This is a genomic window from Brevundimonas sp. (genome assembly GCF_046295075.1).
Taxonomy (GTDB): Bacteria; Pseudomonadota; Alphaproteobacteria; order Caulobacterales; family Caulobacteraceae; genus Brevundimonas.
The window spans coordinates 1-25,994 of the sequence record NZ_JBKBOC010000012.1 but is presented as its reverse complement, the minus strand read 5'-3'; the positions used below and the strand labels follow the sequence as shown (position 1 = coordinate 25,994).

Here is a 25,994-nt window from a genome sequence, read left to right as displayed (position 1 = left end):
CGTCCTTCGCGCTTCCTGCATCGGAGGCCGGTTCATCCGCCCTTCCGCGCGTGGCGATGATGGCATAAGACCAGCCAGGAAATGAACGCACTGAATTCGAAAAAGATGATCCTGATCGCCGCAGTCGCGATCTCAGCGCCGCTGGCCGGCTGCATCGGCGGTTCTGCGTCCAAGACCGAGCCCGTCTCGCCGTTGGCGCCGCGTGTTCAGGAACTGGTCGACGCCAATCGCCACTATCCCCGCTGGGAGGATTTCCCGGCCGCGCCCATCGACCTGCCGCCCGTCGCCCAGGTCGCCGCCAATGCTCAGCGCCTGCAGAATGACAGCGCGACGCTGAACAGCGAGATCGCGCGGATCGACTGGACCCTGACCGATCCCGAGGCCCTCGCCGCCGAGACGGCGGCTGCGGTTCAGTCCGTGCCGGTTTCGCCGGACGCCGCCCGCACCCAGGCGGACATCGAGGCCTTCGCCCAGAGCCTGCGCGACCGCGCCAAGGCGCCCCCGCCGCTCGACCGCCGCCCGACGCAATGACCGGTCGCCGGAGATGCAGAATCCCACGATGATGTGCTGATGGCGGATGACGGCGGCGCAAAGACACTGAATGCATTTCTGGGCGTGTCCCGGTCTCTCTCAGGGCGCGCCTGGCGTCAGCGACCTGCGGATGCGGCGACGACCCGTGCCCACATGCAGGGCCTTGGGCTGGACGAGCTTTTGGCCCGCGCCCTGGCGTCGCGTGGCGTACCGGCGGATCAGGGGGCCGATTTCCTGACCCCGACCCTGCGCGCCCTGTTTCCCGACCCGTCCAGCTTCATGGACATGGATGCGGCGGCCGATGCGATTCTGAACGCTCTTCAGCTCAAGGCGAACATCCACGTCTTCGCCGACTATGATGTGGACGGGGCGTCCAGCGCGGCGCTTCTGGTGCGCTGGTTCCGGGCGATGGGCCATGAGCTGTCGATCTACGTGCCCAATCGGCTGACCGAAGGCTATGGCCCCAGTGCAAAGGCCTTCGACACTCTGAAGGCCTCGGGCGCGGATCTGGTCATTACGGTGGATTGCGGAGCGGCGGCGAACGAAGCGCTGGCACATGCAGCCGCCACCGCCCTGAACGTGGTCGTCATCGACCACCATATGATGCGCAGCGAGCCGCCGACGGCCCTGGCGGTCGTCAATCCGAACAGGCCGGGCTGCAACTCGGGTCAAGGCAATCTGGCGGCAGCGGGGGTGGTGTTCGTGCTGCTGGCGGCCCTGAACCGTGAGGGACGGCGGCGCGGCCTGTTCACCGACAGGCCAGAGCCCGACATCCGCCAATGGCTGGACCTGGCGGCCTTGGGGGCCATCTGTGACGTGACGGGCTTGACCGGGTTTAACCGCGCGCTGACGGGTCTGGGGCTCAAGGTCATGAGCGAGTGGCGCAATCCGGGTCTGCGCGCCCTGCTGGCGGCAGCGGGTGCGGAACCGGGGCCGGCAAAGAGCAATCACGCCGGCTTCATCCTGGGTCCGCGCATAAACGCCGGAGGGCGGATCGGGCGGTCCGACCTGGGCGCGCGGCTATTGTCCACCGACGATCCGGCCGAGGCCGAGGCGCTGGCCATCGAACTGGATGCGCTGAACCTGTCCCGGCGCGATGTCGAGCGATCCGTAACCGACGCCGCCGTCCGCCGTGTCGAGGCGACCGGCGTTCATGCCGACGATACCGCTGTCGTCGTTGTCGCGGGCGAGGACTGGCACCCCGGCGTCGTGGGTATCGTCGCGGGGCGGCTGCGCGAGCGCTGGCGCAAGCCCGTCATCGTCATCGGCATCGATCCTGTCACCGGCCTGGGCAAGGGGTCCGGTCGGTCTCAGCCCGGCATGAACCTGGGTCGTGCGATCCAGGCGGCTTGGGAATCCGGCATCCTGATGGCTGGCGGCGGACACGCCATGGCGGCCGGCCTGACGATGGACAGCGCTCGGGTCGGAGAATTGACGGCCTTCCTGAACGCGCGGCTTGCCTCCGAGCGTGTCGAGGCCGTGGCGCAGGACGTGCTGGAGATCGACGCCTTGATCGATCCCGGAGCGGCGACGCGCGACCTGTTCGAATCGTTCGAGCAGTTGGCGCCCTTCGGTCCCGCCAACCCCGAGCCGAGCTTTGCCTTGACCGGCGTTCAGGCGCGCGAACCCGTGGCGATGAACGGCGGTCATGTCCGTTGTCGCCTGGTCGGCGCGGACGGCGCCTCGGTGAAGGCCATCGCCTGGAGGTGCGCCGATCTGCCGTCTGGCCAGGCCTTGCTGTCGGGGCAGGGCGGACTGAACATCGTCGGGCGGCTGAAGGCCGACGACTGGAACGGCCGTAGGGGCGTGCAGTTCGAGATCGAGGATGTCGCTGACCCTCGAATGATCTGACGGCGGTTCAAAAAACTCGAAATCCAAGCTTGCACCGTCCCGAGGGCGCGGCTATATCGCCGGCTCTCCCGCGCAGCGGTCCCTTCGTCTATCGGTTAGGACGTCAGGTTTTCAACCTGAAAAGAGGGGTTCGACTCCCCTAGGGACTGCCACGCGGGCAGGCCTCCGGTAGAGCCTAAGGCTCCCGGAAACAGAAAAAACCTTACATTTCAGACGACGCGGAAGCGCAGCCGCGGATCGTGTTGCGTCTGCATCTTCAGTCCTCCAAGGCCCACACTTCGCCCCGCACGTGCATTTTCCGCTTTTCAAACTTTCGCGGAACAGTGTTAAACATAAAGACGAGTCCGCTGGAGGCGCGGGCGGGGGTTCTTAAGTGTCTGATTATAGCGAGACGGAAACGGCGCAGACCGTTCGCGTCACTGGGCGCGTGAAGTGGTTCGATGCGACGAAGGGCTATGGCTTCATCGTGCCGGACGACCCGACGCTGACCGAGATGCGAGACGTCCTGCTGCACATCAGCAGCCTGCGCGACCTTGGCCGAGACGCCGCCGACGAGGGCGCGCCCATTACCTGCGACTGCGTCAAACGTTCGAAGGGCTGGCAAACGATCGAAATTCACGACCTGGGGGAGGGCGAAGCGGTCCAGGTCGCGCGTCGTCCGGCCGCAGCGACAGCTCCGAGACCGCCGGTGGAAACTGATGAAGAGCTGGAGACGGCCCTGGTCAAATGGTTCAATCGCACCAAGGGCTACGGATTCGTCGTGCGTGATCGCGAACCCGGCGATATCTTCGTCCATATCGAGACCCTGCGGCGCTGCGGCCTGGAAGATCTGATTCCCGGCGATGCGGTGCGGGTGCGATTCGCCAACGGCCCGAAAGGCCTGGTGGTCGCGGACATCAGAACGGGCGACTGATCCGGCGCCCAGGAGAGGCGTATGATCGAAGCGACGAGACGTTTTCTGATGGCGGGCCTGCTGATGCTCGCCGTCGCCGGTTGCGCCGCCAAGGCGCCGCTCGGCCCCGATGGCGAACCGCTGCAAAAGCTGGCCGTCGTCACAACATCCGGCGAGCATCCGTTCTGGGTCGAGATCGCCGACGAAGAGCCCGAGCGGCAGCGCGGCCTGATGTTCCGCCCGCCGCTGGAAGCGGATCGTGGCATGCTGTTCCAGTGGCCGGGTGAAGGGCCGCGCGAGCAGAGTTTCTGGATGCGCAACACGCCCAGTTCTCTGGACATCCTCTACATCGACCCCCAGGGACGAATCGTCTCCATCGCATCGCACGCCACGCCATTCTCCGAGGCGCCCATTCCATCGAACGGGGCCGCCAACGGCGTGCTGGAACTTCGCGCCGGGCGGGCGGCAGAGATCAATGCCAAGCCCGGTGACAAAGTTTTACATCCTTATTTCAAGCCTTGATTGCGGATCGCCGCGCGAAGTGCCAATAGAGCGCTCCGTTCGGTCCGGGGTGTAGCGCAGCCTGGTAGCGCATCTGGTTTGGGACCAGAGGGTCGGAGGTTCGAATCCTCTCGCCCCGACCAACGGAAGGCCGCTGGATCATACGTCCAGCGCGCGTTATGGCAGGGCCAGAGGCCCCGCCGTCACTGAGGATTTCGCCATGCTGGCTCGTATTTACCGCCCGGCTAAAACCGCGATGCAGTCGGGCAAGGCCAAGAGCCGCGACTGGCGTCTGGAATTCGAACCGGCCTCCGCGCGCACCATCGATCCGCTGATGGGCTGGACCAGTTCCAGCGACATGAACGGTCAGGTCCGCCTGACCTTCGAATCGAAGGAAGAGGCGGTCGAATACGCCGAGCGCCACGGCATCGCCTTCCGCCTGCACGAGCCGAACGATCCGCCGATGATCATCAAGGCCTACGCCGACAACTTCGCCACCAACCGCAAGCAGTCCTGGACGCACTGACGCCTGACGTCTTGCAAGAGCGCCCATAGCTCAACCGGATAGAGCACCCGCCTTCTAAGCGGGATGTTGCAGGTTCGAGTCCTGCTGGGCGCGCCATCCCCGGCGCCTTCGAGGGGCTTGATCCATGACCGACCTTCAGAGTTCGTCCAAACACACCGTCCGGGTCGCGGCGCTTTATCGTTTCGCACCCGTCGCCGACCCTGCCGCCGTACACGATGCGCTTCAAGCCGTTTGCGATGCCGGGGAGGTGAGGGGGACGCTGTTGGTCGCGCCCGAGGGGCTGAACGGCACCATCGCCGGGTCGGAGCCGGCCGTCGAGGCTGTTCTGTCGACGATCCACGCCATGCCGGGGTTCGAGACGCTGGAGCTCAAATACGCCTGGACGGACGCCTTGCCGTTTCACCGTATGAAGGTGCGCGTCAAACGCGAGATCGTCACCATGGGCCAGCCAGACCTGGATCCCGCGCGACAGGCGGGCGTCTATGTGGCGCCGACGGACTGGAACGCGCTGATCGCCGATCCGCAGACCTTGGTCATCGACACGCGCAACGATTACGAGGGCGAGATCGGCGCTTTCGAGGGGGCGATCCAGCCCAATACCCGCAGCTTCTGCGACTTTCCCGACTGGTTCCGCACCGAGGGCCGCGCCCTGCTGGAGCAGACCGGCGCAAAGCGGGTGGCCATGTACTGCACGGGCGGCATCCGTTGCGAGAAATCGACGGCCTTCCTGAAGGCGGAAGGCGTCGAGAACGTCCATCACCTGGAAGGCGGCATCCTGCGCTATCTTGAGACGGTGGATGAGGATGAGAGTCTATGGCGAGGCGAATGCTTCGTCTTCGACGAACGGGTCTCGGTCGGGCACGGGCTGAGCCAGGGGCCGCACACGCTTTGCAGGGGGTGTCGGTTACCGGTGGACGAGGCCGGTCGAGCCTCGCCCCACTACGTCGAGGGCGTCTGCTGCGAGCGTTGCCACGACACGCGCGACGACGCGCAGCGAGAACGCTATGCCGAGCGCCACAGGCAGATGGAAATCGCGCGCAAACGCGGCGACATTCACCTTGGGACCACTCGCAAGGACTGACGTCTATTCAGTGACGGGGCGGGCGAGGGAAGAAGGCGCTGGTGCGGGCGGCATAGGCGTCGAACGCCTTGGGTCGCGAGCGCCGCATATGCTCTTCCAGCAAAGGCACGCCGGACACCTGGGTCAGCAGCCAATACATATAGGCCGGCCCCGTCAGCGCCAGCCAGCCCCATGGCCATTCGCCGCTCAGATTGATGGCGAACAGGGGCCAGGCGCACCAGCCCAACCATTCGAAGAAATAATTCGGATGACGTGACCAGGCCCACAGGCCGACATCGCAAACGCCGCCCTTGTTGGCGGGATTGCGCTTGAAAGCCGACAGTTGCCGATCCGAGACGGCCTCACCGAGAAGCGCACCTACGAAAACCAGCGTCGCGAGTCCGTCCTGCAGGGTCAGTCCGGGCGTCGGATTGCGCGCGGCCGCCATGACGCTGAGCGCCAGGAAGGCGGCTGCCCCGGCTTGAAGCATCAAGAAGCCAAACATCTTGGCCTGAAACCCGTCGCCCCAATCCTGGCGCAGCCGGGCATAGCGGGCGTCTTCGCCCTCATGGGCGGCGCGCGCGGCGATATGGGCGCCTAACCGCAGTCCCCACAGACCGATCAGCAGGGCCGTCAGATGTTGCCGCAGAGACGGCGCCGCGCCGTCGATCGGAAACAGCGCGACGCCGACGCCTGCCGCGCCCAGGCCCAGCGACCAGAAGGCGTCGGCCCAGCCGCCCTGGCCTGTGCGTTTCTGCACCAGCCAGGCCGCCGACATCACGATGACGAGAAACAGGGCAGCAACGCCCCACAGCGCAGCCAAGCCGGTCACAGGCGAACAAACGGCTGAATCAGCTTGCCTAGCCAGCCGTCCAGCTGGATCTGGCCATCCAGCGCCACGACGCAAAGGCAGGCTTCGTCCGACACGACGCGGGGCTGGTGCAGCACTTCCGGATCGGCCTCTTCGAAGTCGCCCACGTCGAATCGTTCGGTCTCCGTCGCATAGGCGCCGGAGATGACGCAGGTCAGTTCGATGCCGCCGTGCGTGTGTTTGGGCGTCTCCCGGCCCGATTCGATCTTCAGCAGAATCACGCGACAGTCGCCGTCACGCGGCGCATGCACATCGCGCACCCGCATGCCCGGCCCGACCCAGCGCCAGGGGCTGAGCGCATAGCGCCGCAGCGGTTCGGGCAGTTCGGGCATGTCGTTCAGCGGAGCCAGAGCCTTCACCTCGCCTGCATCCGTCTCGATCCGCGCCATCGCCAAGGCGAGCGCATCCTGCGACAGGGCCGACGGCGCGGCCTCGTCGAGAAATTCGCCACCTACGGCCTGAAGATCACGCACCCAAGCGTCGTTTGCAGGACGCATCGCCAGATGCGCGGCCATCACGACGGCCTCAGGCGGGCTGAGCGTTCCGGCGGCATAGGCGAGCAGCCGTTCTTCGGAGGGATTGCGTTGCGGGTTCATCGCGCGGCCTCCTCGGACGGTGCAAGGATCAGGCGGAGCTTGGTCATGGCGTTACGAATACGGGATTTGACGGTGCCGAGCGGCAGGTCGAGGTGTTTGGCGATTTCGGAATGGGAACTGTCCATGAAGAAGGCGAGGCGCAGGACCTCGACATGATCGGGGCTTAATCGAGACAGGGCGTCACGAACCCGGTCTGCGTCCTGCGACATCGACAGCAGCTCGTCGGGGCGGCGCACATCTTCGCCCGCCAGTTCGATCTCCGGCGTCGGCAGGGGACGCGCGTCACGGCGCAACATGTCGAGGCGACGATTGCGGGCGATGGTGAAGATCCAGGTCGCGGCGCGGGCCTTTGAGGAGTCGAACAGGTCGGCCTTGCGCCACACGGTCAGCATTGCGTCCTGAGCGAAATCTTCGGCGGCGCCGGGCGTCGCCCCGGACTTGATCAGCCAGGCTTTCAGGCGCGGCGCGAAATAGGCGAACAGGGCCGCAAAGGCCTCCCGGTCGCGACGCAACGCAATCGCCTCGATCAGCCGATCATGCAGGAGGGGGTCTGAAGGATTGTCGAGTGTCTTCATGCGCGGGGACCGGCATGGATTCGACGTGAAGGGCAGTGTCTCGACATGCATGGACCCTAATACGCCTGGCGGAAATGTCTGGATCAATCGCGATCCGATCATGACGGCGACCCGTAATCCGTTCATGCCTAGGCTTGCGCCAGCGGGCGTGTATTTGGAGTTTCCATGTCCCTGTCGCCCGCGAATCCTGCTGCCGATCGCCTGAAGATCGCCGTCGTCGGCTCCGGCGTCGCGGCCCTGTCGTCGGCCTGGCTTCTGTCCCAGCGGCATCAGGTGACGATCTATGAAAAGGCCGACCGGCTGGGCGGGCATTCCAATACCGTCACGGCGGGGGTGCCGTCAGGCGACATCGCCGTCGATACCGGCTTCATCTGCTTCAATGACGCGACCTATCCCAACCTGATCGCGCTCTTCGAACACCTGGGCGTCGCGACCCGCGCCACCGACATGTCGTTCGCCGTCTCTCTGGACGACGGCCGGTTCGAATATGCGGCGCCCGGCCTTTTCGCCCAGCGTCGTAATGCCTTGCGGCCCCGATTCTGGTCGATGCTGAGCGAGATTCTGCGCTTCTATCGCGATGCGCCCAAGGATCTGGCCGGCATGTCCGATCCGTCGTTGACCCTGGGCGATTATCTGAAGCGCGAGGGTTTCAGCGAGGCGTTCCGCGACGACCATCTGCTGCCCATGGCGGCCGCCATCTGGTCGTCCCCGGCGCACACGCTGATGGACTATCCGGCCGAGTCCTTCATTCGCTTCTGTGGCAATCACGGCCTGCTGAAACTGGTGGGCCGCCCCCTGTGGCGCACCGTCGAGGGCGGCAGCCGCGTCTATGTCGAACACTTGGCCCGCGCCATCGACGACGTGCGCCTGGATCGCGGCGTGACATCGGTGCGGCGCACGGAGGAGGGCGTCTTCGTCCATGACAGCCAGGGGGGCGTCGAGCGTTTCGACCAGGTAGTGATCGGCGCCCACGCCGATCAGGCCCTGTCCATGCTGGCCGAACCCACGCCCGAGGAAAAAGCCCTGCTGGGCGCCTTCCGCTACAGCCGCAATCTGACCGTCCTGCATACGGACGCCAGCCTGATGCCGCGCCGCCGTCGCGCCTGGGCCAGCTGGAACTATATCGGGGCCGACGACGGGCTGTGCGTCACCTATTGGATGAATAAGCTTCAGGGCCTGCCAGGCGACGACCTGTTCGTGACCTTGAACCCGCCGCGCCCGCCGCGTGCCGACACGCTGTTACGCAGTGAACTCTACGAACATCCCGTCTTCGATCCTGCCGCCATTCAGGCGCAGAAGCAGTTATGGAGCCTGCAAGGGCAGGGGGGCGTATGGTTCTGCGGCGCCCACTTCGGCGCCGGCTTCCATGAGGACGGCCTGCAATCCGGTCTGGCGGTCGCCGAACAGCTCGGCGGCGTTCGTCGTCCGTGGTCGGTCCAGAACGAGAGCGGCCGCATCCATCTGTCGCCGCTGCCGACCCCGGTATTCGAGCAGGCCGCGTGACCCAAGCCTCGGCCCTCTATCGTGGCCGGGTCATGCACCGACGCCTGCGCCCCAAGACCCACCAGCTGAACTACCGCGTCTTTTGGCTGCTGCTGGACTTAGCCGAGATCGACGATCTGGATAGCGGTCTGCGGTTGTTTTCTCGAAATCGCTTTAACCTGCTGTCCTTTCATGACGCCGACTATGGCGACGGCTCCGGCGCCTTGCGGCCTCAGGTCGAGGCGTGGATGCACCTCGCGGGCATCGACCTCAACGGCGGCCCCATCCGTCTGCTGACCATGCCGCGCGTGCTCGGCTACGTCTTCAATCCGATCAGCCTCTACTATTGCCACCATCACGACGGCAGACTGGCGGCGATGGTGTACGAGGTGACCAGCACCTTCGGCATCCGCCACGCCTACGTCATTCCCGTGCCAGCCGAAGACCAGAGGCCCGGCCTGATCCGACAGGGCGCCGCCAAGGCGCTGTACGTGTCGCCCTTCATGGGAATGGAGATGGACTATCGGTTCCGAGGCCACGCACCAGGCGAACGGCTCGACATGACGATCGACGGTCTGGACGCCGCCGGCGTGCTGATCACGGCGTCCATGGCGGCCGAACGCAAGAAACTCGACGACCGCCAGATCGCGGCAGCCACAGGAGCAATGCCGCTAATGACCTTCAAGGTGGTCGCCGCCATCCATTACGAGGCGCTCAAGCTCTGGCTGAAGGGCATCAGACTGACGCGGCAACCGCCGCCCGCGAAGACTCCCGTGACGATCCAGAAGCAGGCGCTGGGCAGCCGACTGGGGCGCTAGGCCGCGCACATGTCAGTTTATCGTCTAAGATATATTATATGAAATATCTGATAGACCTCAGATGGCTCGGCATAACGGCGGCTCAGCCTTTCCATAAAGACGCCAGCACCTTGGGCAAAACATCGCTCAGGTCGTCAGAGGTTAATCCCGGTCCAAAACGTTCCGCAGCATCGGAATGGATCCAGACCGCCGCGCATGCCGCATCGAAACTGTCCATCCGCTGAGCCGCCAATCCGCCGATCATCCCGGCCAGGACATCGCCGGTTCCAGCCGTCGCCAGCCAAGCCGAGCCGTTCTCATTGCGGCGAATGCGGCCGTCCGGCGATGCGATGATCGTCTGGGCGCCTTTCAGGACGATGGTCGCCTGGGCCAAGCGCGCGGCTTGGATGGCGGCGGCCTCGCGGCCTTGGGCAAGCAGGCCCGGGAACAGCCGTTCGAACTCGCCCTCGTGCGGCGTCAGAATGTCGTCGCGGTCCAAAACGGCGAACAATTCGGCGGTTCGGCCCTTGAAGACCGACAGCCCATCGGCGTCGATCACCAAAACAGCGCCGCTCAACGCCAGGGCCTGGATGTTGGCGATCGTGGCGTCTTCCAGTCCAGCGGCCGGCCCGATCACGACGGCGTCGCTTCCGGCGGCTTCACGACCCAAGGCTTCAGGTGAAGAGAACGGCGCCAGCATGATCGCCTGGACGGCGGGCGCGATGACGGCGACGGCGTCTGGTGGGCACAGGATTCGCACCACGCCCGCGCCCATTCGCAATCCCGCGTGCGCCGCAAGCCGTGCAGCGCCCGTTTGATGGGCTTTTCCCGACACGACGGCCAATCGGCCCCGCGTATGCTTGTGCGTTTCCGCGCTCGGCCAAGGCAGAAAATTGCGCCAGATCGCCGGGTCGTTGGTTTCTATCATCCGCGTTCCGATTATCCGTGGCTTATCTGCGAAAATCGCTTGCTTTGAACGCCCTTGCTGTGTCCCATTTGGGCCCGAGCGCCGCTGCATTCCGTGCGCCGCTCAGGGGTCGCCATGAAGAAAATCGAAGCCATCATCAAGCCTTTCAAGCTGGATGACGTCAAAGAGGCGCTCCAGGACGTGGGCGTGCAAGGCATGACTGTGCTGGAGGCCAAGGGATATGGCCGCCAGAAGGGTCATTCCGAACTGTATCGCGGCGCCGAATACGTCATCGACTTCCTGCCCAAGATCAAGATCGAGGTGGTCGTCGCCGACGACCTCGCGCCCGCCGTCGTCGAGGCCATTCAGACCTCGGCCCGCACGGGCAAGATCGGCGACGGCAAGATCTTCGTGTCCGACGTCGCCGAGGTGATCCGTATCCGCACCGGCGAGACCGGAGCCCAGGCCGTCTAAGCTCGACCACCCTCCCCGGCCCTCGGCCCCTTGGGTCGCTGACCGGTTTCCTCCCCAAACGCCAAGAAACAGGACTTCCGACAATGAGCGCCAGCAAGATCCTCAAAGAGATCAAGGATGAGGAGGTCCAGTATGTGGACGTCCGCTTCACCGACACGCGCGGCCGTCTGCAGCACGTCACCTTCGACGTCGACCTGGTCGACGAGGACTTCCTGAACGAAGGCACGATGTTCGATGGCTCGTCGATCGCGGGCTGGAAGGCCATCAACGAGTCCGACATGCTGCTGAAGCCGGACCTGACCACGGCCTATATCGACCCGTTCTACCAGCAGAAGACGATGTTCCTGTTCTGCGACGTGTTGAACCCGGACACCAACGAGCCGTACAATCGCGACAGCCGCTCGATGGCCAAGAAGGCGCTGTCCTATGTGCAGTCGTCGGGCGTGGGCGACGTGGTCTATTTCGGCCCGGAAGCCGAGTTCTTCATCTTCGACGACGTGCGCTGGTCGACCCAGCCGCACAACACGTCGTTTTCGTATGACTCGATCGAACTGCCGGCCAACACCAACGCCGAATACACCGAAGGCAATATGGGCCACCGCCCCGGCGCCAAGGGCGGCTATTTCCCCGTCAACCCGGTCGATTCGGGCCAGGACCTGCGCGGCGAAATGCTGGGCGTCATGCGCGACCTGGGCCTTCAGCCCGAGAAGCACCACCACGAGGTGGCGCCGGCCCAGCACGAGCTCGGTCTGAAGTTCTCGGACCTGCTGACCATGGCCGACCGCCTGCAGCTCTATAAGTACGTGATCCACAACGTCGCCGCCGCCTATGGCAAGTCGGCGACCTTCATGGCCAAGCCCATGTTCGCGGACAACGGCTCGGGCATGCACGTCCACATGTCGATCTGGAAGGACGGCAAGCCCCAGTTCGCCGGCGACCAGTACGCCGGCCTGTCGCAGGAATGCCTGTGGTACATCGGCGGCATCATCAAACACGCCAAGGCCATCAACGCCTTCGCCAACTCGACCACCAACAGCTACAAGCGTCTGGTCCCCGGCTATGAAGCCCCGGTCAAGCTGGCCTATTCGGCCCGCAACCGCTCGGCCTCGATCCGTATCCCGCACGTTTCGTCGCCGAAGGCCAAGCGTTTGGAAGCCCGCTTCCCCGACCCGATGGGCAACCCCTATCTGACCTTCGTCGCCCTGCTGATGGCCGGTCTGGACGGGATCGAGAACCGCATCGATCCGGGCGCGCCCGCCGACAAGAACCTCTACGACCTGCCGCCGGAAGAGCGCGGCTCGATCCCAGAGGTCTGCGGCTCGCTGCGTGAAGCCCTCGAAAACCTCGACAAGGACCGCGCCTTCCTCAAGAAGGGCGGCGTCATGGATGACGACTTCATCGACAGCTACATCGAGCTGAAGATGGAAGAGGTGATGCGTCTGCAACTGCACCCACACCCGGTCGAATTCGACATGTACTATAGCTGCTGATCGTCAGATCGGCCGCAGATAGGGGCGTCGGCGGGAAACCGTCGGCGCCCTTGTCAATTCAGGCAGCGGCGCCCTGTTCCGCAGCGGGGATCAGGCTTTGGTCCAGCAGGGCGTGCAGCGCGTCAACATGGCCGTCTCGGGTCGCTGTCGGCGTCGGGTCCGACGTCATCACGACTGTAAGCCTCAGGTCCGGCACCACGAACACCATCTGACCGCCGTAACCCCAGGCGAAGAAGACCTCGTGCCGGCCCGAGCGTCTGATCCACCAGCCGTAACCGTAGGGATTGCCGCTCCAGCGCGATGTGCCCCTGCCCCGCCACGACTGCTGGACCCAGCCCTCGGGCAGGATGCGCCGCCCATCGTGGACACCGTCGTTGCGATAGAGCTCGCCGAACTTCAACAGCGCCAACGGCGACAGCCGCATGTCGTTGCCGCCGAAATAGATGCCTTGCGGATCGGCCGGCCAGGTCGGCACTTCGATCTCCAGGGGGTCGCCCAGCCATTCCCGCGTCAAGGCCAGGGTCGAACGCCCGCTGGCCCGCGTCAGACAGGCGGACGTCAGGTGGGACGTGCCTGTCGAATAGACCATTCGTCCGCCGGGGTCGGCCTCGAACGGCCGGGCCAAGGCATGGCGCACCCAGTTTCGGCTCGACACCCAGGCGCCGTAGTCCGCGCCGGACGTAGACCCCAGCCCCGCCTGCATCGATAGCAGATGGCCGATCGTCACCTGACTGAGGCGCGGGTCGGGATCGCTCGGGAAACTGTCGGACAGGAAGGCCGAGATCGGCTGATCGACGCTGGAGAACAGGCCCTGGCCGATGGCGATCCCGCCGAGAGCTGCGATCACGGACTTGGACGCGGACTTGACGTTGACCGGCGTTTCCAGCGACGGCCCTCGAAACACCTGTTCGAAAAGACGTTGGCCGTCACGGGCCACGATCATCGCTTGAAGTTTGGGCAGGGCCGCGCCGGCAGTCTCGGCCTGGGCCATCAGTCCGGCAGCCAGGCCTTGGGTGCGAGCAACAGGCGGCGGGGTTTCGGCGGCTTCACTACAGCTAAAGCTGAACGGCAAGGCCAGTCCGGCGGCGATCAGGGTTCGACGGTTCATCGCCGATCTAATCGATAAAAGGGCCGCTGGTTTCCCCCTGCGACGACGCGACGCTTGTGGCGAACGTCAGGCCGTCTCGGCTTCCAGATCGTCGGCCTTCTTGCGACGTAGCTCGATCAGCCGCACGCACCAGATCGACACCTCGTAGAGGATGACCAGCGGGATCGCCAACATCAGCTGGCTGATCGGGTCCGGAGGCGTGACCACGGCGGCGACCACCACCACGGCGACAATAGCGTAGCGGCGGCCCGCGGCCATGACCTTGGAATTGATCAGCCCGGCCAAGCCAAGCAGGGTCGTGACGACCGGCAACTGGAAACACAGGCCGAACGCCAGCAACAGCGAGGTCACCAGGCTGAGATAGTCGGAAATCTTGGTCGTCTGGGCCACGGAAATGCCGTCGCTGGCCACCTGCTGGCTCAAGGAAAAAAGCATTACGAACGGCAGCATGACGTAATAGACGAGAGCGCCGCCCAGGCAGAACATGACCGGCGCCGCGATCAGGAACGGCAGGAAGGCGCCCCGCTCGTTGCGATACAGGCCGGGCGCCACGAAGCGGTACATCTGCCAGGCCATGACGGGGAAGGTCAGGACGGCGGCGCCGAAGGCTGCGATCTTCATCTTGGTGAACAGCTGTTCCAGCGGCGCCGTCGCGATCAGCTGAACGACGGCCGCGCTGCCGGGCGGATAGGGCTTCAGCCCCGTCATCACCGCGATCAGTTCAATGGGGTTGGCGTGACCGCCGCTCGCCATGGCCGCCGCATGGACAGCAACCGCCGCCTGATAGGGTTTGATCAGGGCGATCTGGATCTGATTCGCAAAGGCGAAGCACAGGATGAAGGCCAGGAAGAAGGCCACGACGCAGATCAGCAGCCGCCCGCGCAGCTCAATCAGGTGATCCATCAAGGGCGCGCGCGACGCCTCGATCTCGGCCTCGTCACGATCGGGAGACGTCACAGGTCAGCGGCCTTCTTGCGCGGAGTCTTGGGCTTGGCGGTCGCCGGCTTGGTCTTGGCTTCCTGCGGTGCGGCTTTGGGCTTGGCCGCTGCGCGCGGCTTTGTCGTCGAGGCCTTGGCGGTCGTCGCCGGCTTCGCTTTCGGGGCCGCCCGTTTGGGCTTCGTCTCCACGACGGGCGGCGGCGTGTCCGGCCATTCGTCGGCGGCCGGCGTCATGACCGGAACCTCCGGCTCAGGCGCAGGCAAGGCGGCCGTGGGCGTCGGCGCTGTCAGTCCCGCGTTGATGTCCTTGAAAGCGGCGTCCGCCTCGGCGCCCAGGGGATACATGGCCCCCTGCCCCGTCCGCAGCGCCTCGACCTCCTTGCGCAGGTCGTCCAGCTCGGATTGGCGCGCCATCTCGTCGAAACTGCTGCGGAACTCGTTGGCCATGGCGCGCGCCTTGGCGACCATCTGGCCGACGCGACGCATCAGAACAGGCAAGTCCTTTGGCCCCACCACAAGCAGGGCCACCAGACCGATCACCACTAATTCGAAGCCCCCGATACCGGGGCCGAGCCCGCCCATGCGTCAGCCCTTACAGACGACGACTAGCGCTTCAGCTCTTCCTTTTCCGCCTCGGTACGCGGCAGCGAGCTGACGCCCTCATGCGGGCCGTCCTTCTTGTCGTCTTCCTTCAGGCCGTCCTTGAAGGCGCGGATGCCCTTGGCGGCGTCGCCCATGATGCCCGACAGCTTGCCCCGGCCGCCGAACAGCAGCGCGATGACGACAATGACGATGGCCCAATGCCAGATGCTCATGGAGCCCATGGCTAATCTCCTCGCGAGGACCGGTCATCCGATCCCATCCACTATTCTTCGATGCGCATATAGGCGCAGTGATGGCCCCGCGCCAAGGGACGCTGTAGGTCTGCGCGACCATGAGTCCCTCCGATCACGTCATCATCCACACCGACGGCGCCTGCAAGGGTAATCCCGGCCCCGGCGGCTGGGGCGCCCTGCTCCAGACAGGCGGCGGTCACGAAAAGGAATTGTGGGGCGGCGAAGCCAACACAACCAACAACCGCATGGAGCTGATGGCCGCCATAATGGCGCTGGAGGCGCTGAAACGGCCCTGCAAGGTCGAACTGCATACCGACAGCAAATACGTTATGCAGGGAATCACCGAGTGGATGCGCGGCTGGAAGGCGCGCGGCTGGCTGACCGCCGACAAGAAACCGGTCAAGAACGCCGACCTTTGGCAGCGCCTGGACGCCGCCCGCCTGCGCCATGACGTCAACTGGCGCTGGGTGAAGGGGCATGCGGGGCATGAGCTGAACGAGCGCGCGGACCAGCTGGCGAATCGCGGCGTCGCCGATCTGAAGCGGCGCTAGACCGCCTCAACTTCCTTTTCCGGCTCGGCCGGACGGCGCCGCACGCGCGATCCGCTCATGACCGCGCCGAACAGGGCCGTGACTGCGGCGATCTGGAAGCCATGCGCGACACCATTGATCGGCACGGTCGATAGTAGGAAGGCGACGACCACCGCGCCCAGCGACTGGCCAACCACGCGCGCCATTCCCAATGTGCCGCCCGCCGCCCCAGCCCGTTCTTTCGGCGCTTCAGACAGCATGGCGCGGTTGTTGGGTGACTGGAAGAAGCCGAACCCGGCGCCGCAGACTGCCATCCGCCACACGATGTCGAAATGGGTCGAATCGGCGTTTAGGAAACTCAAGGCCATCAAGCCGCAGGCGAAGACGCTCAGCCCGATGGCGCCCAATACACCCGCCGAATATCGATCCGACAGATAGCCGGCCAGGGGCGCCGCGATCATCGTCGCCAACGGCCAGGGCGTCATCAACAGGCCCGTCTCGACCGCTGTCAGCCTCAACGATCCCTGAAGAAAGAACGGCAAGGCCACGAAGGCCATCATCTGCGCCGTGAAGGAAATGATAGAGGTCGCGACCGACAGGCTGAACATCGGCCGCGCCAAGAGGTCCAGCGGGATCAGAGGCGAAGCGCGCGACCGCTCGTGGCGAATCAGCAGGACGCCCGCCGCCAGCCCTGCCCCTGTCAGGCCGAACCCCAGCACAGCCGCTTCGCCATGCGCCAGCGACTGCAAGCCCGTGATGACCAGCCCGAACGCCGCCGCAGTCAGCGCAGCCCCGGTCCAATTCAGCTTGCGCTTGTGCAGCGGATTGTGCGGCAGGGTGAACCCCGCGAGCGACACGGCCAGCAGCCCAATGGGCACGTTCAGCGCAAACAGCCAGCGCCAGTGCCCGACGGCCAGGATGGCGCTGGCGATAGTCGGCCCTGCCGCCGCCGCCAGTGACACGATCACGGCGTTGATGCCGACGGCCCGACCCAGCAGGCTTTGCGGATAGGTGAAGCGCACCAGGGCGCCGTTGACGCTCATGATGCCCGCCGCGCCGAACCCCTGGATCACGCGTGCAAAGCTGAGCGCCTCAATGGAGTTGGCGAAGACACAACCAATGGACGCCAGGGTGAAGACGGCGAGCCCGGCCTGCGACACCCTGCGATAGCCGACGATCTCGCCCAGCGACGCGAGAGGCAGCAGGGCGACGACGATGGCGATCTGATAGGCGTTGACGATCCAGATCGACGCCGCCGACGACGCCTGCAGATCCTGCGCAATCGACGGCAGGGCGACGTTGGCGATGGCCCCGTCCAGAACGGCCAGGATGATTCCCAGGCCGATGGACGCGATGGCCCAATACCGCCGAGGGGTAGGCAAGCCGTCCGCGGCCGCGTTCTGGCTGGTTGTCATTCGTTACGAACGCTTCTTAGGTCGCGTCGTTTCAGACGGGAGACTGAACCGTCAGCAAAGATCCCGTGATCCGCATCACCACCACATCCTGCCCTTCCACCGGCGGCTCCCCCTCGATCTCGGCGGGCCATTCGGCGCCCGAGATGAAGACACGCCCGCGCCCGGAAACGAACGCTTCCACGACCCTGGCCCGCTGGCCGATCAGTCGACTGTCGCGGTCGTTGATGTCGGGACCGGCAGGGTTCGCCTTGGAGATCAGTCGACGAGACAGAAGCGTAGCGATCACCGTGAGAATGGCGAAGACGGCGACCTCGCCCGGCAGACCCAGCCGCACGCCCGCCGCTGTCATCACCGCGACGACGCCGGCCGACACGGCGGGCCACAGCAGCCATTCGGTCGAGAACATCGCCTCGACCGCCAACAGCAGAACTCCAACAGCCAGCCAGATCCAGAACGGCTGGGCGACATAGAGATCAGCGAGCGACAGCATCGTTCAGCCTCCTTCGATCAGGCCGAGGGTGGGACTGCGCCGCCCGCGGGGCGACGCGGGGGTGCGGGACGGACCGGCGGTGTCGAAGCGGCGCCGGAGTTCTGCTCCTTGGCCAGGCCGACCATCTCGCCGATGCCGGCGATGGTGCCGACCAAGGCGCCCATTTCGGCGGGCACGATGACGGTCCGCTGCTGCGGGCTGCGCGCCAGTTCGGCGAAGGCTTCGACATACTTCTGGGCGATGAAGTAGTTGATGGCGTTCACATCGCCGCGCGCGATGGCTTCCGACACCATGGCGGTGGCTTTCGCCTCCGCTTGAGCTTCGCGTTCGCGAGCCTCTGCGTCACGGAAAGCGGCTTCCTTGCGGCCTTCGGCCTGAAGAATGGCGGCCTGTTTGGCGCCTTCAGCCCGCGCGATGGCGGACTGTTTTTCGCCCTCGGCTTCAGTGATGATTGCGCGCTTTTCACGCTCTGCCTTCATCTGGCGCGCCATGGCGTTCGTGATGTCGACGGGCGGGGTGAGATCTTTGATCTCGATCCTGTTGACCTTGACGCCCCAGGGTTCAGTCGCAGCGTCGATGACCGTCAACAACCGCGTGTTGATCGAGTCGCGTTGAAAAAGAACCTCGTCCAGTTCCATCGAGCCGACGACCGTTCGCAGGTTGGTCATGCAGAGCTGGGTGATGGCATAGGGAAGGTTCTCGACGCGGTAAGCGCCCGCCGAGGCGTTCATCACCTGAATGAACACGATCGCATCGACCTTCACCATGGCGTTGTCCTTGGTGATGACCTCCTGGGTCGGGACGTCCAGCACCTGCTCCATCATGTTCATGCGGCGGCCGATCCGCTCCACGAACGGCGTCAGGAAGCCGATGCCGGGGCTCAGCGTCTTGGTGTATTTGCCGAAACGTTCGACTGTGTATTCACGGCCTTGCGGTACGATCTTGATGACACTGATCAAGAGCACGATAGCCAGCAGAAGCACTACGCCGGCGAATATGGTGGTGACGTCCATTCAGATCCTCCCTGAGGCGATCAGCCTACGCGCTGGACGCGAGCGGCGCCATAGAAACCGGACGAACTGATCGACGCTAAAGGCCGCGCTTGGCCCGCCATGCCGCCAGCCGGACGCTGACGTCACGCTCGATGTCGCCATAGAACAGGTTGTAAGGCACGATCTTGCGCCGATCCGCCCAGCTTCCGCCGGCGGTCAGGAAGTCGGCGTCGGGTGCGCTGTGCCACAGCAGTCCGCCACGACATTCGGTCGAAATCAGTCGCCCGGTCAGGGCCGGACGCGCGCCCCATTCCAGCCCCGTCGCATTGGTCGCCCCGCTGTGTTGCCGGGCCTCGGCGCGCGGCTGTTGTGTCGAGCCCGTCACCGGATTGACGCACATCGGCGCGGTCGTCAGTCCAACCAGCTCGCCCCGGTCATTCCAGTCCAGCGCCCGCCGCAGCTTGCGCCGCGCCGCCGGTTCGTCCCCGTCCTCGACCGACGACCAGGCGACGATACAGCCTGTCTCGTCCGACGCGTCGCAGGGCGTGACCCTCTGCTGGAACATCTCGCGACTGACCAGGGTCTCGATCAGATAGGCCGCGACCAACCGGTCCTTGAGCTTCGGATCGGCGCTAAGGGCGTCGCGCACCAGCAGCGCCGACAGTTCGCCGCCCTGCTCCACCCCCGCGATCACGATCGGTCCGGTCGGATGATTGCGAAGCCACAGGGCGAAGGCCGCCTTCACATCCTCATAGGCGAATGCCCGCGCCTCACGCGCATCGTCGCGCAGGGTCAGACGGGTATAGAGGCTGGCCTGGCGATAGAGCGGCGCGCTGACCTTGCCCTCCCGGGCAAACGGCGAGGCGTAGTTCGGCAGGACGACGCGGCGCAGATAGGCGTTCGCCCGTGCATCGTCGATCGGCCCGTTCCACTCCGCGCCACCGTCAAAAGTCGTCGGCATGACAAAGAAGACCGATGCCCGATCCGGCGCGCCTTCGTCCATCAACGCCCAGGACGACGCCGATCGATAATCAGGCGCGGGCGGCGGCTTGTAGGTTTGGAACGGTACCTGGGGGTCCAACCCGGCCCGCAGGATATCTCCGCTCCAGACCGCCACGGCGGCGGTCAGGACGAAGACGGCGGCGAAACCCGCATAGCCGACCCATTGCCTGAAGGTCAGCCGGCGCATCAGCGATACGGATCAGCGGTGGACAGGAAGTCCTGCACGTAGCGCCGCACACCCTCTTCCAGCGGCGTGGACTGGCCCTCGAAACCGGCGGCCCGAATCCGGTCCATCCGGGCTTGGGTGAAATACTGGTACCGGTCGCGGATCACCTCGGGCATGTCGACATACTGGATGGAGGCTTCCTTCCCGGCGGCGGCGAAGGTGGCCTTGGCCAGATCGTCGAACGACCGCGCCTGACCGGACCCGGCGTTGAAGATGCCGGACACCTCCGGCGACTGAAGCAGGAACTCGATGATTTCTACGACGTCGTCGACATAGACGAAGTCGCGCAGTTGGCCGCCATCGGGATAGTTCGGATTGTGCGACCGGAACAGGCTGACCGTCTCGCCCGCCTCGACCTTGGGCCAGATCTGGGCGACGACCGACTTCATTCCGCCCTTGTGGCCCTCGTTCGGCCCATAGACGTTGAAGAATTTCAAACCGGCCCACTGGCGCGGCGCCTGGCCTCGGTCCGACTGACGAACGGCATGCTGATCAAACAACATCTTCGAATAGCCATAGGCATTTAGCGGCCGAAGCTTCGACAGCGAATCCGCATCATCGTCGTCGTTGAAGCCGGCGTCGCCGTCGCCATAGGTGGCCGCCGAGGACGCATAGATCATCCGCACGTCCCGGATCGTGCACCAGTCCCAGAGGTCCCGCGACAGGGTGAAGTTGGTGCGCAGGATCAGGTCGGCGTCCGGCTCGGTCGTGGAGGAGATGGCGCCCATATGCACCACGGCCTCGATTCGTTCGGCATGCCGCTCCAGCTGTTCGAACAGTTCCTCGGGCGACCAGAAGTCGGCGATGGCGTGCTTGGCGATGTTCTTCCACTTGGCCAGATCGGCGGTCTCCAGCCGATCGCAGACCACGACGTCATAGGCCGTCTCGGCCGTCAGCCGCGCCGCGATGTTGGAGCCGATGAAGCCGGCGCCGCCGGTGACGACGATCATGCGAGGCGTCATTTCTGGGATCCTGTGGTCATCTTCTCGATCGTCCGCGTGGTCGAATAGCCATCCTTGAAATCGGCCAGCTTGACCTCGCCGCCCCAGCTCTCGACCAGATCGCCGCCGACCACGCCCTCGCGTGTGTAGTCCGAGCCCTTGATCAGCACATCCGGCCGCAGCCGTTCGATCAGGGCGACCGGCGTCGGATCGTCGAAACTGGTCACGCGATCCACACTGGCAAGGCCGCCGATGACGACCGCGCGGCTGTCCAGATCGTTGACAGGCCGCCCATCGCCTTTAAGCCGCCGGACCGAGGCGTCGGTGTTCAGCGCCACCACCAGCCGGTCGCACCAGCTGCGCGCCTGGGCGAGATAGGCGACATGGCCCCGGTGCAGGATGTCGAAACAGCCGTTGGTGAAGCCGACCTTCAGCCCCTGACGCCGCCAGGCCTCGACCTCGGCCGCCAGTTCGTCCAGCGGCGTCACCTTGGCGACGGCGGCCGTGGCATGCTGGCTCAGCTCGGCCTCGATCAGTTCGGCGGGCGTGACCACGGCCGTCCCGGCCTTTCCGACCACCACGCCCGAGGCCAGTATGGCGAACTCGACCGCCGTCTCCAGCGACACTCCGGCCCCCAGGGCCAGGCCGATAGCCGCCAGACAGGTGTCTCCGGCGCCCGATACATCGAACACTTCGCGCGCCCGGCCCGGGAAATGCTTCACAGGTTGACCGCGCCGGGCCAAGCTCATCCCCTTGCCCGCGCGCGTGACGATCACGGCCTTTGCGGTCGTGGCGGCCAGCAAGGCGTCCAGCGCCGCCTCGACTTCGGCGTCCGTCCCGACCGGAAGGCCCGTGGCGCCGGCTAGTTCCGAAGCGTTGGGCTTGATCACATCGACCGCCCCATAGCGTGCGAAGTCGCGTCCCTTGGGATCGACCACGACTGGCGCGCCGGACTTCTTAGCCGCCGCCAAAGCCGATGCGATCAATGCGTCACCGACGACACCCTTGGCATAGTCGGATAGAAGGTAGACGGAAGCGCCCGTAAAGGCGTCGGAATTGTCGATGCCCACCGGCGCCGTTTCGTCATCCAGCCGCAACAGCTGTTGCCCCCCCGAAACGAAACGCGTCTTGACGATGGTCGCCGCCTCGGCGGGGCGAGCCAGTGCTTCCTCGATGCGGGGATCGGCGGCGATCAGAGCGGTCAGCTCAGCGCCCGCTGCATCATCCCCGACCACGGCGCCCAAACGGGCCACACCGCCCAGGGCCGCAATGTTGCGCGCCACATTGCCGACGCCGCCGGGCATGGCGACGGTGCGGGTCGCGCGCAGCACCGGGATCGGCGCCTCGGGCGAAATGCGGCTGACCTCGCCATAGACGTAGCGGTCCAGCATCAGATCGCCGACGCAGGCGATCTTCAGGCCGCGCACGCGCTCCAGCAGGCTTTGCAGGGCGCCCAGGTCCAGGGTGTCAGACATGGGTCCGACCTAGAGGATTCAGGCAGCCTGCGCCACCGGCGCCTTGGCCCCGATCTTGATGGCCAGGTCGTCGAAGGCGATCAGTTGCGCGGCCAGGGCCTCGAACTGGTCCAGCGGCACCATGTTGGGACCGTCCGACGGCGCATTGTCGGGATCCGGATGCGTCTCCACGAAGACCGCGTCCACGCCGACCGAGACGGCGGCGCGCGCCAGGACCGGCACGAACTCGCGCTGACCGCCCGATGACGTGCCTTGCCCGCCCGGCTGTTGCACGCTGTGGGTCGCGTCGAACACGACGGGGCAACCGATCTCGCGCAGCACCGGAAGCGCCCGCATGTCGCTGACCAGGGTGTTGTAGCCGAAGCTGGCGCCCCGCTCGCAGGCCATGACGTTGGGATTGCCGGCCCCGACCACCTTGGCGATGACGTTCTTCATATCCCAGGGCGCCAGGAACTGACCCTTCTTGATGTTGATCGCCTTGCCGGTAGCGGCGGCGGCAAGAAGCAGGTCGGTCTGGCGGCTCAGGAAGGCCGGGATCTGCAGCACATCGACGACCTCGCCCACCGGGCCGCACTGGGCCTCGGAGTGGACGTCGGTCAAAGTCGGCAGGCCTGTGACCTCGCGGATTTCGGCGAAGATCGGCATGGCCTCCTTCAGCCCGATGCCGCGCGCGGCGCTGGCGCTGGTGCGGTTCGCCTTGTCGAAACTGGTCTTGTAGATGATGCCGACGTTCAGCCGCTCCCCGATTTCCTTCAGCGCATGGGCCGTCTCCAGCGCGTGCTGGCGGCTTTCCATCTGGCAGGGACCGGCGATAAAGGCGATTCTGGCGCCGCCGCCGATGACGACAGGCGTCCGAAGGCCTTCGGACAACGTAATGACAGCGTTGGGTCGGCTCACGAGGCGGCTCTTTCGAAGTTCGAGTGTTGTAGAGGCGGCATTTGCCGCAGCTATTGGGCCATCAGGTGGCGCTCTGAACGGTTGAGTGCAAGTTATCACGGAGTTCGCCCGCGTGGCCACCAAGCCTGTCATCCTCTGGTTCCGCCGCGACCTGCGCCTGCACGACAACCCCGCCCTGAACCATGCCGCCGAGACGGGACGGCCGATCCTGCCGGTCTTCATCCTGGATCGAAACCCGGATCGCCCCGTTGGCGCGGCGTCGCTGTGGTGGCTCGACAAGTCGCTCCGGGCGCTCGACGCGTCGCTTCAGGCCCGGGGTTCACGGTTGATTTTGCGAAGCGGCGATTCACTGTCGCAACTTCAGAAGCTTATCCAAGAGACCAATGCCGACGCCGTCTTCATGAACCGGCTGTTCGAACCGCAGGCGTTCGAGCGCGACGCCGAGATCGCCCATGCGCTGAAAGCCGACGCCATCGACTGCCGCGGATTCAACGGATCCCTGCTGTGCCGCCCCGGCGCGGTGCTGAACGGCACGGGCGGCCCCTATAAAGTTTTCACCCCTTTCCTGAAGGCGCTGTTGGCCAAGGCCGAGCCGCCGGCGCACACGACCGGCCCTCGCGAAATCGACACGCCGAGCGCCGTCGAGAGCGAGTTGATCGACGACTGGAAGCTGCATCCGACGGAGCCGGACTGGTCCAAAGGCTTCGACTGGACGCCGGGCGAAGACGGCGCCTCGACCGCTCTGTCCGACTTCCTCGCCCACGGGCTGAAGGCTTACGCGGTCGGTCGCGATCATCCCGACCGTCCGGCGACCAGCCGCCTGTCGCCGCACCTGCATTGGGGCGAGATCAGTCCGTGGCGCGCCGTCGAACGCGCGCGTGAAGCGGCGGATATGGGCAAGGTCCCCGCCGTCGAGGCGGAGAAGTTCGTCGCCGAGATCGGCTGGCGCGATTTTTCCGCCCACCTGCTCCACCATTTCCCGACCATGCCCGAGCGCGCCTTCCGGCCCGAATACGACGCCATGCCCTGGCGCGACGATCCCAGGGGGCTGGAGGCTTGGAAGCGCGGCCGCACCGGCTATCCCCTGGTCGATGCCGGGATGCGCCAACTCTGGGCGACCGGCTGGATGCACAATCGCGTGCGGATGGTGGTCGCCTCCTTCCTGGTCAAACATCTGTTGATCGACTGGCGCGAGGGCGAGGCCTGGTTCTGGAACACGCTGGTCGACGCGGATTTGGCCAGCAATGTGCAGAACTGGCAGTGGGTCGCCGGCTCCGGGGCCGACGCCGCCCCCTATTTCCGCATCTTCAATCCCATCGCCCAGGGCGAGAAGTTCGACGCCAAGGGCGGCTATGTCCGCCGCTGGGTTCCCGAACTGCGCGCCTTGCCCGATCGCTGGCTCCAGGCTCCTTGGACCGCCCCGGTCGAGGTGTTGCGCGACGCCGGCGTCAGGCTTGGCAAAGACTATCCCCACCCCATCTTGGATCATGGCCAAGCTCGCGCCCGCGCCCTCGACGCCCTCAAGACGGTGTCGGGACGCGGCGACGACGCGACCGACCGTGATTGACGCGCAGAAAGGTTCATCATGAGTCTCGCCACGACCGACCTGGAGGCCGCCGCCGCACGGACGCCCCGCGTCTTTGCGATGCTGCTGCGCCTGCTCGCCTCCAACTGGACCTACGGACGCCTGACGGTGCATCTGCCGAATGGCGAGGCCCATGTGCTGGAAGGCGAACAGCCGGGCCCCAGCGGCGTGATGCACGTGAAGGATTATGGCTTCGCGCGGCGCGTCCTGGCCGCCGGCGACATCGGGTTTGCAGAAGGCTATATGGCCGGCGAATGGGACAGCCCGCATCTGGCCGCCCTGCTGGAGACCCTGGTCGACAACTACGACCATATCCGCCGCCTGTTCGACGGCAACTGGCTGATGATGGCCGTCAACTGGCTGGCGCATCGCAGCAACCGCAACAGCCGCACAGGCTCCAGGAAGAACATCCACGCCCACTATGACCTGGGCAACGCCTTCTATCTGAACTGGCTGGACGCCTCGATGACCTATTCGTCAGCGCGCTTCAGTCGCGAGGACGAGACGCTGGAGGCCGGTCAGCGCGAGAAATACGCCAGCCTGGCCCGGATGATGGACCTGAAACCCGGCATGTCGGTCCTGGAAATCGGCTGCGGCTGGGGCGGCTTCGCCGAGTTCGCGGCGCGAGAGATCGGCGCGACCGTCACCGGCATCACCATCTCCAAGGAGCAGCACGACTTCGCCCAGCAAAGGCTTTTCAATGCGGGGCTGACCGAAAAGGCCAAAGTCGAGCTGGTCGACTATCGCGACGTCCAGGGTCAGTTCGACCGCGTCGCCTCCATCGAGATGTTCGAGGCGGTCGGCAAGGAATACTGGCCCGCCTATTTTGACAAGGTCCACGATGTCCTCAAGCCGGGCGGCGTCGCGGGGCTGCAGATCATCACCATCCAGGACGTTCTGTTCGAAGAGTACAACGCCCGCACCGACTTCATTCAGAAGTACGTCTTCCCCGGCGGCATGCTGCCGTCGGAGGAGCGACTGGCGCCCGTCACCTCGGCGGCCGGCC

Annotated in this window: 28 protein-coding genes and 3 tRNA genes; 16 read left to right on the top strand and 15 right to left on the bottom strand. The window is 65.4% G+C overall.

Going from position 1 to position 25,994, the window contains the following annotated elements:
• Positions 1-81 precede the first annotated feature (81 nt).
• From ACK4MH_RS10500 to ACK4MH_RS10460, 9 genes are all read left to right on the top strand, one after another.
• Positions 82-531 (top strand): hypothetical protein, encoded by a 450-nt coding sequence (locus ACK4MH_RS10500; RefSeq protein WP_409717864.1) that lies wholly within the window; start codon positions 82-84, stop codon positions 529-531.
• Positions 532-570: 39 nt separating this feature from the next.
• The gene (gene recJ, locus ACK4MH_RS10495; RefSeq protein WP_409717861.1) at positions 571-2,382 is read left to right on the top strand and encodes a single-stranded-DNA-specific exonuclease RecJ; all 1,812 of its coding nucleotides are present in this window, start codon (positions 571-573) and stop codon (positions 2,380-2,382) included.
• 77 nt (positions 2,383-2,459) lie between these two features.
• A tRNA-Glu gene (locus tag ACK4MH_RS10490) sits at positions 2,460-2,534 on the top strand.
• Positions 2,535-2,755: 221 nt separating this feature from the next.
• Positions 2,756-3,295 (top strand): cold-shock protein, encoded by a 540-nt coding sequence (locus tag ACK4MH_RS10485; protein ID WP_409717858.1) that lies wholly within the window; start codon positions 2,756-2,758, stop codon positions 3,293-3,295.
• Between the two features lie 21 nt (positions 3,296-3,316).
• A complete protein-coding gene (locus tag ACK4MH_RS10480) occupies positions 3,317-3,796 on the top strand; it encodes a DUF192 domain-containing protein (RefSeq protein ID WP_409717855.1) in 480 nt (159 codons plus the stop codon).
• Between the two features lie 45 nt (positions 3,797-3,841).
• A tRNA-Pro gene (locus tag ACK4MH_RS10475) sits at positions 3,842-3,918 on the top strand.
• Positions 3,919-3,995: 77 nt separating this feature from the next.
• Positions 3,996-4,301: an ETC complex I subunit gene (locus ACK4MH_RS10470; protein ID WP_135195966.1), complete on the top strand. Its 306-nt coding sequence runs from the start codon at positions 3,996-3,998 to the stop codon at positions 4,299-4,301.
• 19 nt (positions 4,302-4,320) lie between these two features.
• Positions 4,321-4,397, top strand: a tRNA-Arg gene (locus ACK4MH_RS10465).
• Positions 4,398-4,425: 28 nt separating this feature from the next.
• Positions 4,426-5,382 (top strand): rhodanese-related sulfurtransferase, encoded by a 957-nt coding sequence (locus ACK4MH_RS10460; RefSeq protein ID WP_409717851.1) that lies wholly within the window; start codon positions 4,426-4,428, stop codon positions 5,380-5,382.
• A gap of 7 nt (positions 5,383-5,389) precedes the next feature.
• Here ACK4MH_RS10460 and ACK4MH_RS10455 read toward each other — a convergent pair whose 3' ends face one another.
• From ACK4MH_RS10455 to ACK4MH_RS10445, 3 genes are read right to left on the bottom strand one after another with little or no spacing between them, the layout of a single operon-like run.
• Positions 5,390-6,193, bottom strand: a complete 804-nt coding sequence (locus tag ACK4MH_RS10455; RefSeq protein ID WP_409717849.1) for a DUF1295 domain-containing protein — start codon at positions 6,191-6,193, stop codon at positions 5,390-5,392.
• Entirely contained in the window at positions 6,190-6,828 is a 639-nt protein-coding gene (locus ACK4MH_RS10450; protein ID WP_409717846.1) for a ChrR family anti-sigma-E factor, read from the bottom strand. The genes ACK4MH_RS10455 and ACK4MH_RS10450 overlap by 4 nt, the downstream gene beginning before the upstream one ends.
• The gene (locus ACK4MH_RS10445; RefSeq protein WP_135195963.1) at positions 6,825-7,403 is read right to left on the bottom strand and encodes a sigma-70 family RNA polymerase sigma factor; all 579 of its coding nucleotides are present in this window, start codon (positions 7,401-7,403) and stop codon (positions 6,825-6,827) included. Before ACK4MH_RS10445 ends, ACK4MH_RS10450 begins: the two co-directional genes overlap by 4 nt.
• Positions 7,404-7,568: 165 nt before the next feature.
• Between ACK4MH_RS10445 and ACK4MH_RS10440 the strand changes: the two genes are divergently transcribed.
• Together ACK4MH_RS10440 and ACK4MH_RS10435 are read left to right on the top strand one after the other, a co-directional pair.
• Complete coding sequence (locus ACK4MH_RS10440; RefSeq protein ID WP_409717842.1) at positions 7,569-8,906, top strand: NAD(P)/FAD-dependent oxidoreductase; 1,338 nt, start codon at positions 7,569-7,571, stop codon at positions 8,904-8,906.
• Positions 8,903-9,703 carry a DUF1365 domain-containing protein gene (locus ACK4MH_RS10435; protein WP_409717839.1) on the top strand — a complete coding sequence of 267 codons (801 nt, stop codon included), beginning with the start codon at positions 8,903-8,905 and terminating at the stop codon, positions 9,701-9,703. Before ACK4MH_RS10440 ends, ACK4MH_RS10435 begins: the two co-directional genes overlap by 4 nt.
• Positions 9,704-9,785: 82 nt before the next feature.
• On the opposite strand, the gene ACK4MH_RS10430 is transcribed toward ACK4MH_RS10435, so the two are convergent.
• A complete protein-coding gene (locus ACK4MH_RS10430; RefSeq protein WP_409717836.1) occupies positions 9,786-10,700 on the bottom strand; it encodes an NAD(P)H-hydrate dehydratase in 915 nt (304 codons plus the stop codon).
• Positions 10,701-10,724: 24 nt separating this feature from the next.
• Between ACK4MH_RS10430 and ACK4MH_RS10425 the strand changes: the two genes are divergently transcribed.
• Together ACK4MH_RS10425 and glnA are read left to right on the top strand one after the other, a co-directional pair.
• A complete protein-coding gene (locus ACK4MH_RS10425) occupies positions 10,725-11,063 on the top strand; it encodes a P-II family nitrogen regulator (RefSeq protein ID WP_008261682.1) in 339 nt (112 codons plus the stop codon).
• Between the two features lie 83 nt (positions 11,064-11,146).
• On the top strand, positions 11,147-12,553 hold the full coding sequence (glnA, locus tag ACK4MH_RS10420; protein WP_409717832.1) for a type I glutamate--ammonia ligase: 1,407 nt from the start codon (positions 11,147-11,149) through the stop codon (positions 12,551-12,553).
• 58 nt (positions 12,554-12,611) lie between these two features.
• On the opposite strand, the gene ACK4MH_RS10415 is transcribed toward glnA, so the two are convergent.
• The 4 genes from ACK4MH_RS10415 to ACK4MH_RS10400 form a co-directional block, all read right to left on the bottom strand.
• Positions 12,612-13,661 (bottom strand): serine hydrolase domain-containing protein, encoded by a 1,050-nt coding sequence (locus ACK4MH_RS10415; protein ID WP_409717829.1) that lies wholly within the window; start codon positions 13,659-13,661, stop codon positions 12,612-12,614.
• Between the two features lie 66 nt (positions 13,662-13,727).
• Positions 13,728-14,618 carry a twin-arginine translocase subunit TatC gene (gene tatC, locus ACK4MH_RS10410; RefSeq protein WP_409717826.1) on the bottom strand — a complete coding sequence of 297 codons (891 nt, stop codon included), beginning with the start codon at positions 14,616-14,618 and terminating at the stop codon, positions 13,728-13,730.
• Positions 14,615-15,181: a Sec-independent protein translocase protein TatB gene (tatB, locus tag ACK4MH_RS10405; protein ID WP_409717824.1), complete on the bottom strand. Its 567-nt coding sequence runs from the start codon at positions 15,179-15,181 to the stop codon at positions 14,615-14,617. The genes tatC and tatB overlap by 4 nt, the downstream gene beginning before the upstream one ends.
• A 23-nt stretch (positions 15,182-15,204) precedes the next feature.
• Positions 15,205-15,423, bottom strand: a complete 219-nt coding sequence (locus ACK4MH_RS10400) for a twin-arginine translocase TatA/TatE family subunit (protein WP_409717821.1) — start codon at positions 15,421-15,423, stop codon at positions 15,205-15,207.
• Between the two features lie 110 nt (positions 15,424-15,533).
• Here ACK4MH_RS10400 and rnhA point away from each other — a divergent pair, with 110 nt between their 5' ends.
• A complete protein-coding gene (gene rnhA, locus ACK4MH_RS10395) occupies positions 15,534-15,986 on the top strand; it encodes a ribonuclease HI (protein WP_409717818.1) in 453 nt (150 codons plus the stop codon).
• On the opposite strand, the gene ACK4MH_RS10390 is transcribed toward rnhA, so the two are convergent.
• From ACK4MH_RS10390 to kdsA, 7 genes are all read right to left on the bottom strand, one after another.
• Positions 15,983-17,347, bottom strand: a complete 1,365-nt coding sequence (locus ACK4MH_RS10390) for an MFS transporter (protein WP_409717815.1) — start codon at positions 17,345-17,347, stop codon at positions 15,983-15,985. The genes rnhA and ACK4MH_RS10390 overlap by 4 nt on opposite strands.
• A 64-nt stretch (positions 17,348-17,411) precedes the next feature.
• Positions 17,412-17,870: an NfeD family protein gene (locus tag ACK4MH_RS10385; RefSeq protein ID WP_409717812.1), complete on the bottom strand. Its 459-nt coding sequence runs from the start codon at positions 17,868-17,870 to the stop codon at positions 17,412-17,414.
• Positions 17,871-17,887: 17 nt separating this feature from the next.
• A complete protein-coding gene (locus tag ACK4MH_RS10380) occupies positions 17,888-18,883 on the bottom strand; it encodes an SPFH domain-containing protein (RefSeq protein WP_409717809.1) in 996 nt (331 codons plus the stop codon).
• A gap of 76 nt (positions 18,884-18,959) precedes the next feature.
• Positions 18,960-20,051, bottom strand: coding sequence for a DUF3089 domain-containing protein (locus ACK4MH_RS10375; protein WP_409717806.1), 1,092 nt, complete (start codon positions 20,049-20,051; stop codon positions 18,960-18,962).
• Positions 20,051-21,052 (bottom strand): ADP-glyceromanno-heptose 6-epimerase, encoded by a 1,002-nt coding sequence (gene rfaD, locus ACK4MH_RS10370; protein ID WP_409717803.1) that lies wholly within the window; start codon positions 21,050-21,052, stop codon positions 20,051-20,053. The genes ACK4MH_RS10375 and rfaD overlap by 1 nt, the downstream gene beginning before the upstream one ends.
• On the bottom strand, positions 21,049-22,506 hold the full coding sequence (gene rfaE2, locus ACK4MH_RS10365) for a D-glycero-beta-D-manno-heptose 1-phosphate adenylyltransferase (RefSeq protein ID WP_409717800.1): 1,458 nt from the start codon (positions 22,504-22,506) through the stop codon (positions 21,049-21,051). Before rfaE2 ends, rfaD begins: the two co-directional genes overlap by 4 nt.
• An 18-nt stretch (positions 22,507-22,524) precedes the next feature.
• Positions 22,525-23,403 carry a 3-deoxy-8-phosphooctulonate synthase gene (gene kdsA, locus ACK4MH_RS10360; RefSeq protein WP_372693739.1) on the bottom strand — a complete coding sequence of 293 codons (879 nt, stop codon included), beginning with the start codon at positions 23,401-23,403 and terminating at the stop codon, positions 22,525-22,527.
• Positions 23,404-23,515: 112 nt separating this feature from the next.
• On the opposite strand from kdsA, the gene ACK4MH_RS10355 reads away from it, so the two are divergent.
• Together ACK4MH_RS10355 and ACK4MH_RS10350 are read left to right on the top strand one after the other, a co-directional pair.
• On the top strand, positions 23,516-24,970 hold the full coding sequence (locus ACK4MH_RS10355) for a cryptochrome/photolyase family protein (RefSeq protein ID WP_409717797.1): 1,455 nt from the start codon (positions 23,516-23,518) through the stop codon (positions 24,968-24,970).
• 18 nt (positions 24,971-24,988) lie between these two features.
• Positions 24,989-25,994, top strand: a 1,006-nt coding sequence (locus tag ACK4MH_RS10350) for a class I SAM-dependent methyltransferase (RefSeq protein WP_409717794.1), incomplete at its 3' end; no start/stop codon positions are given.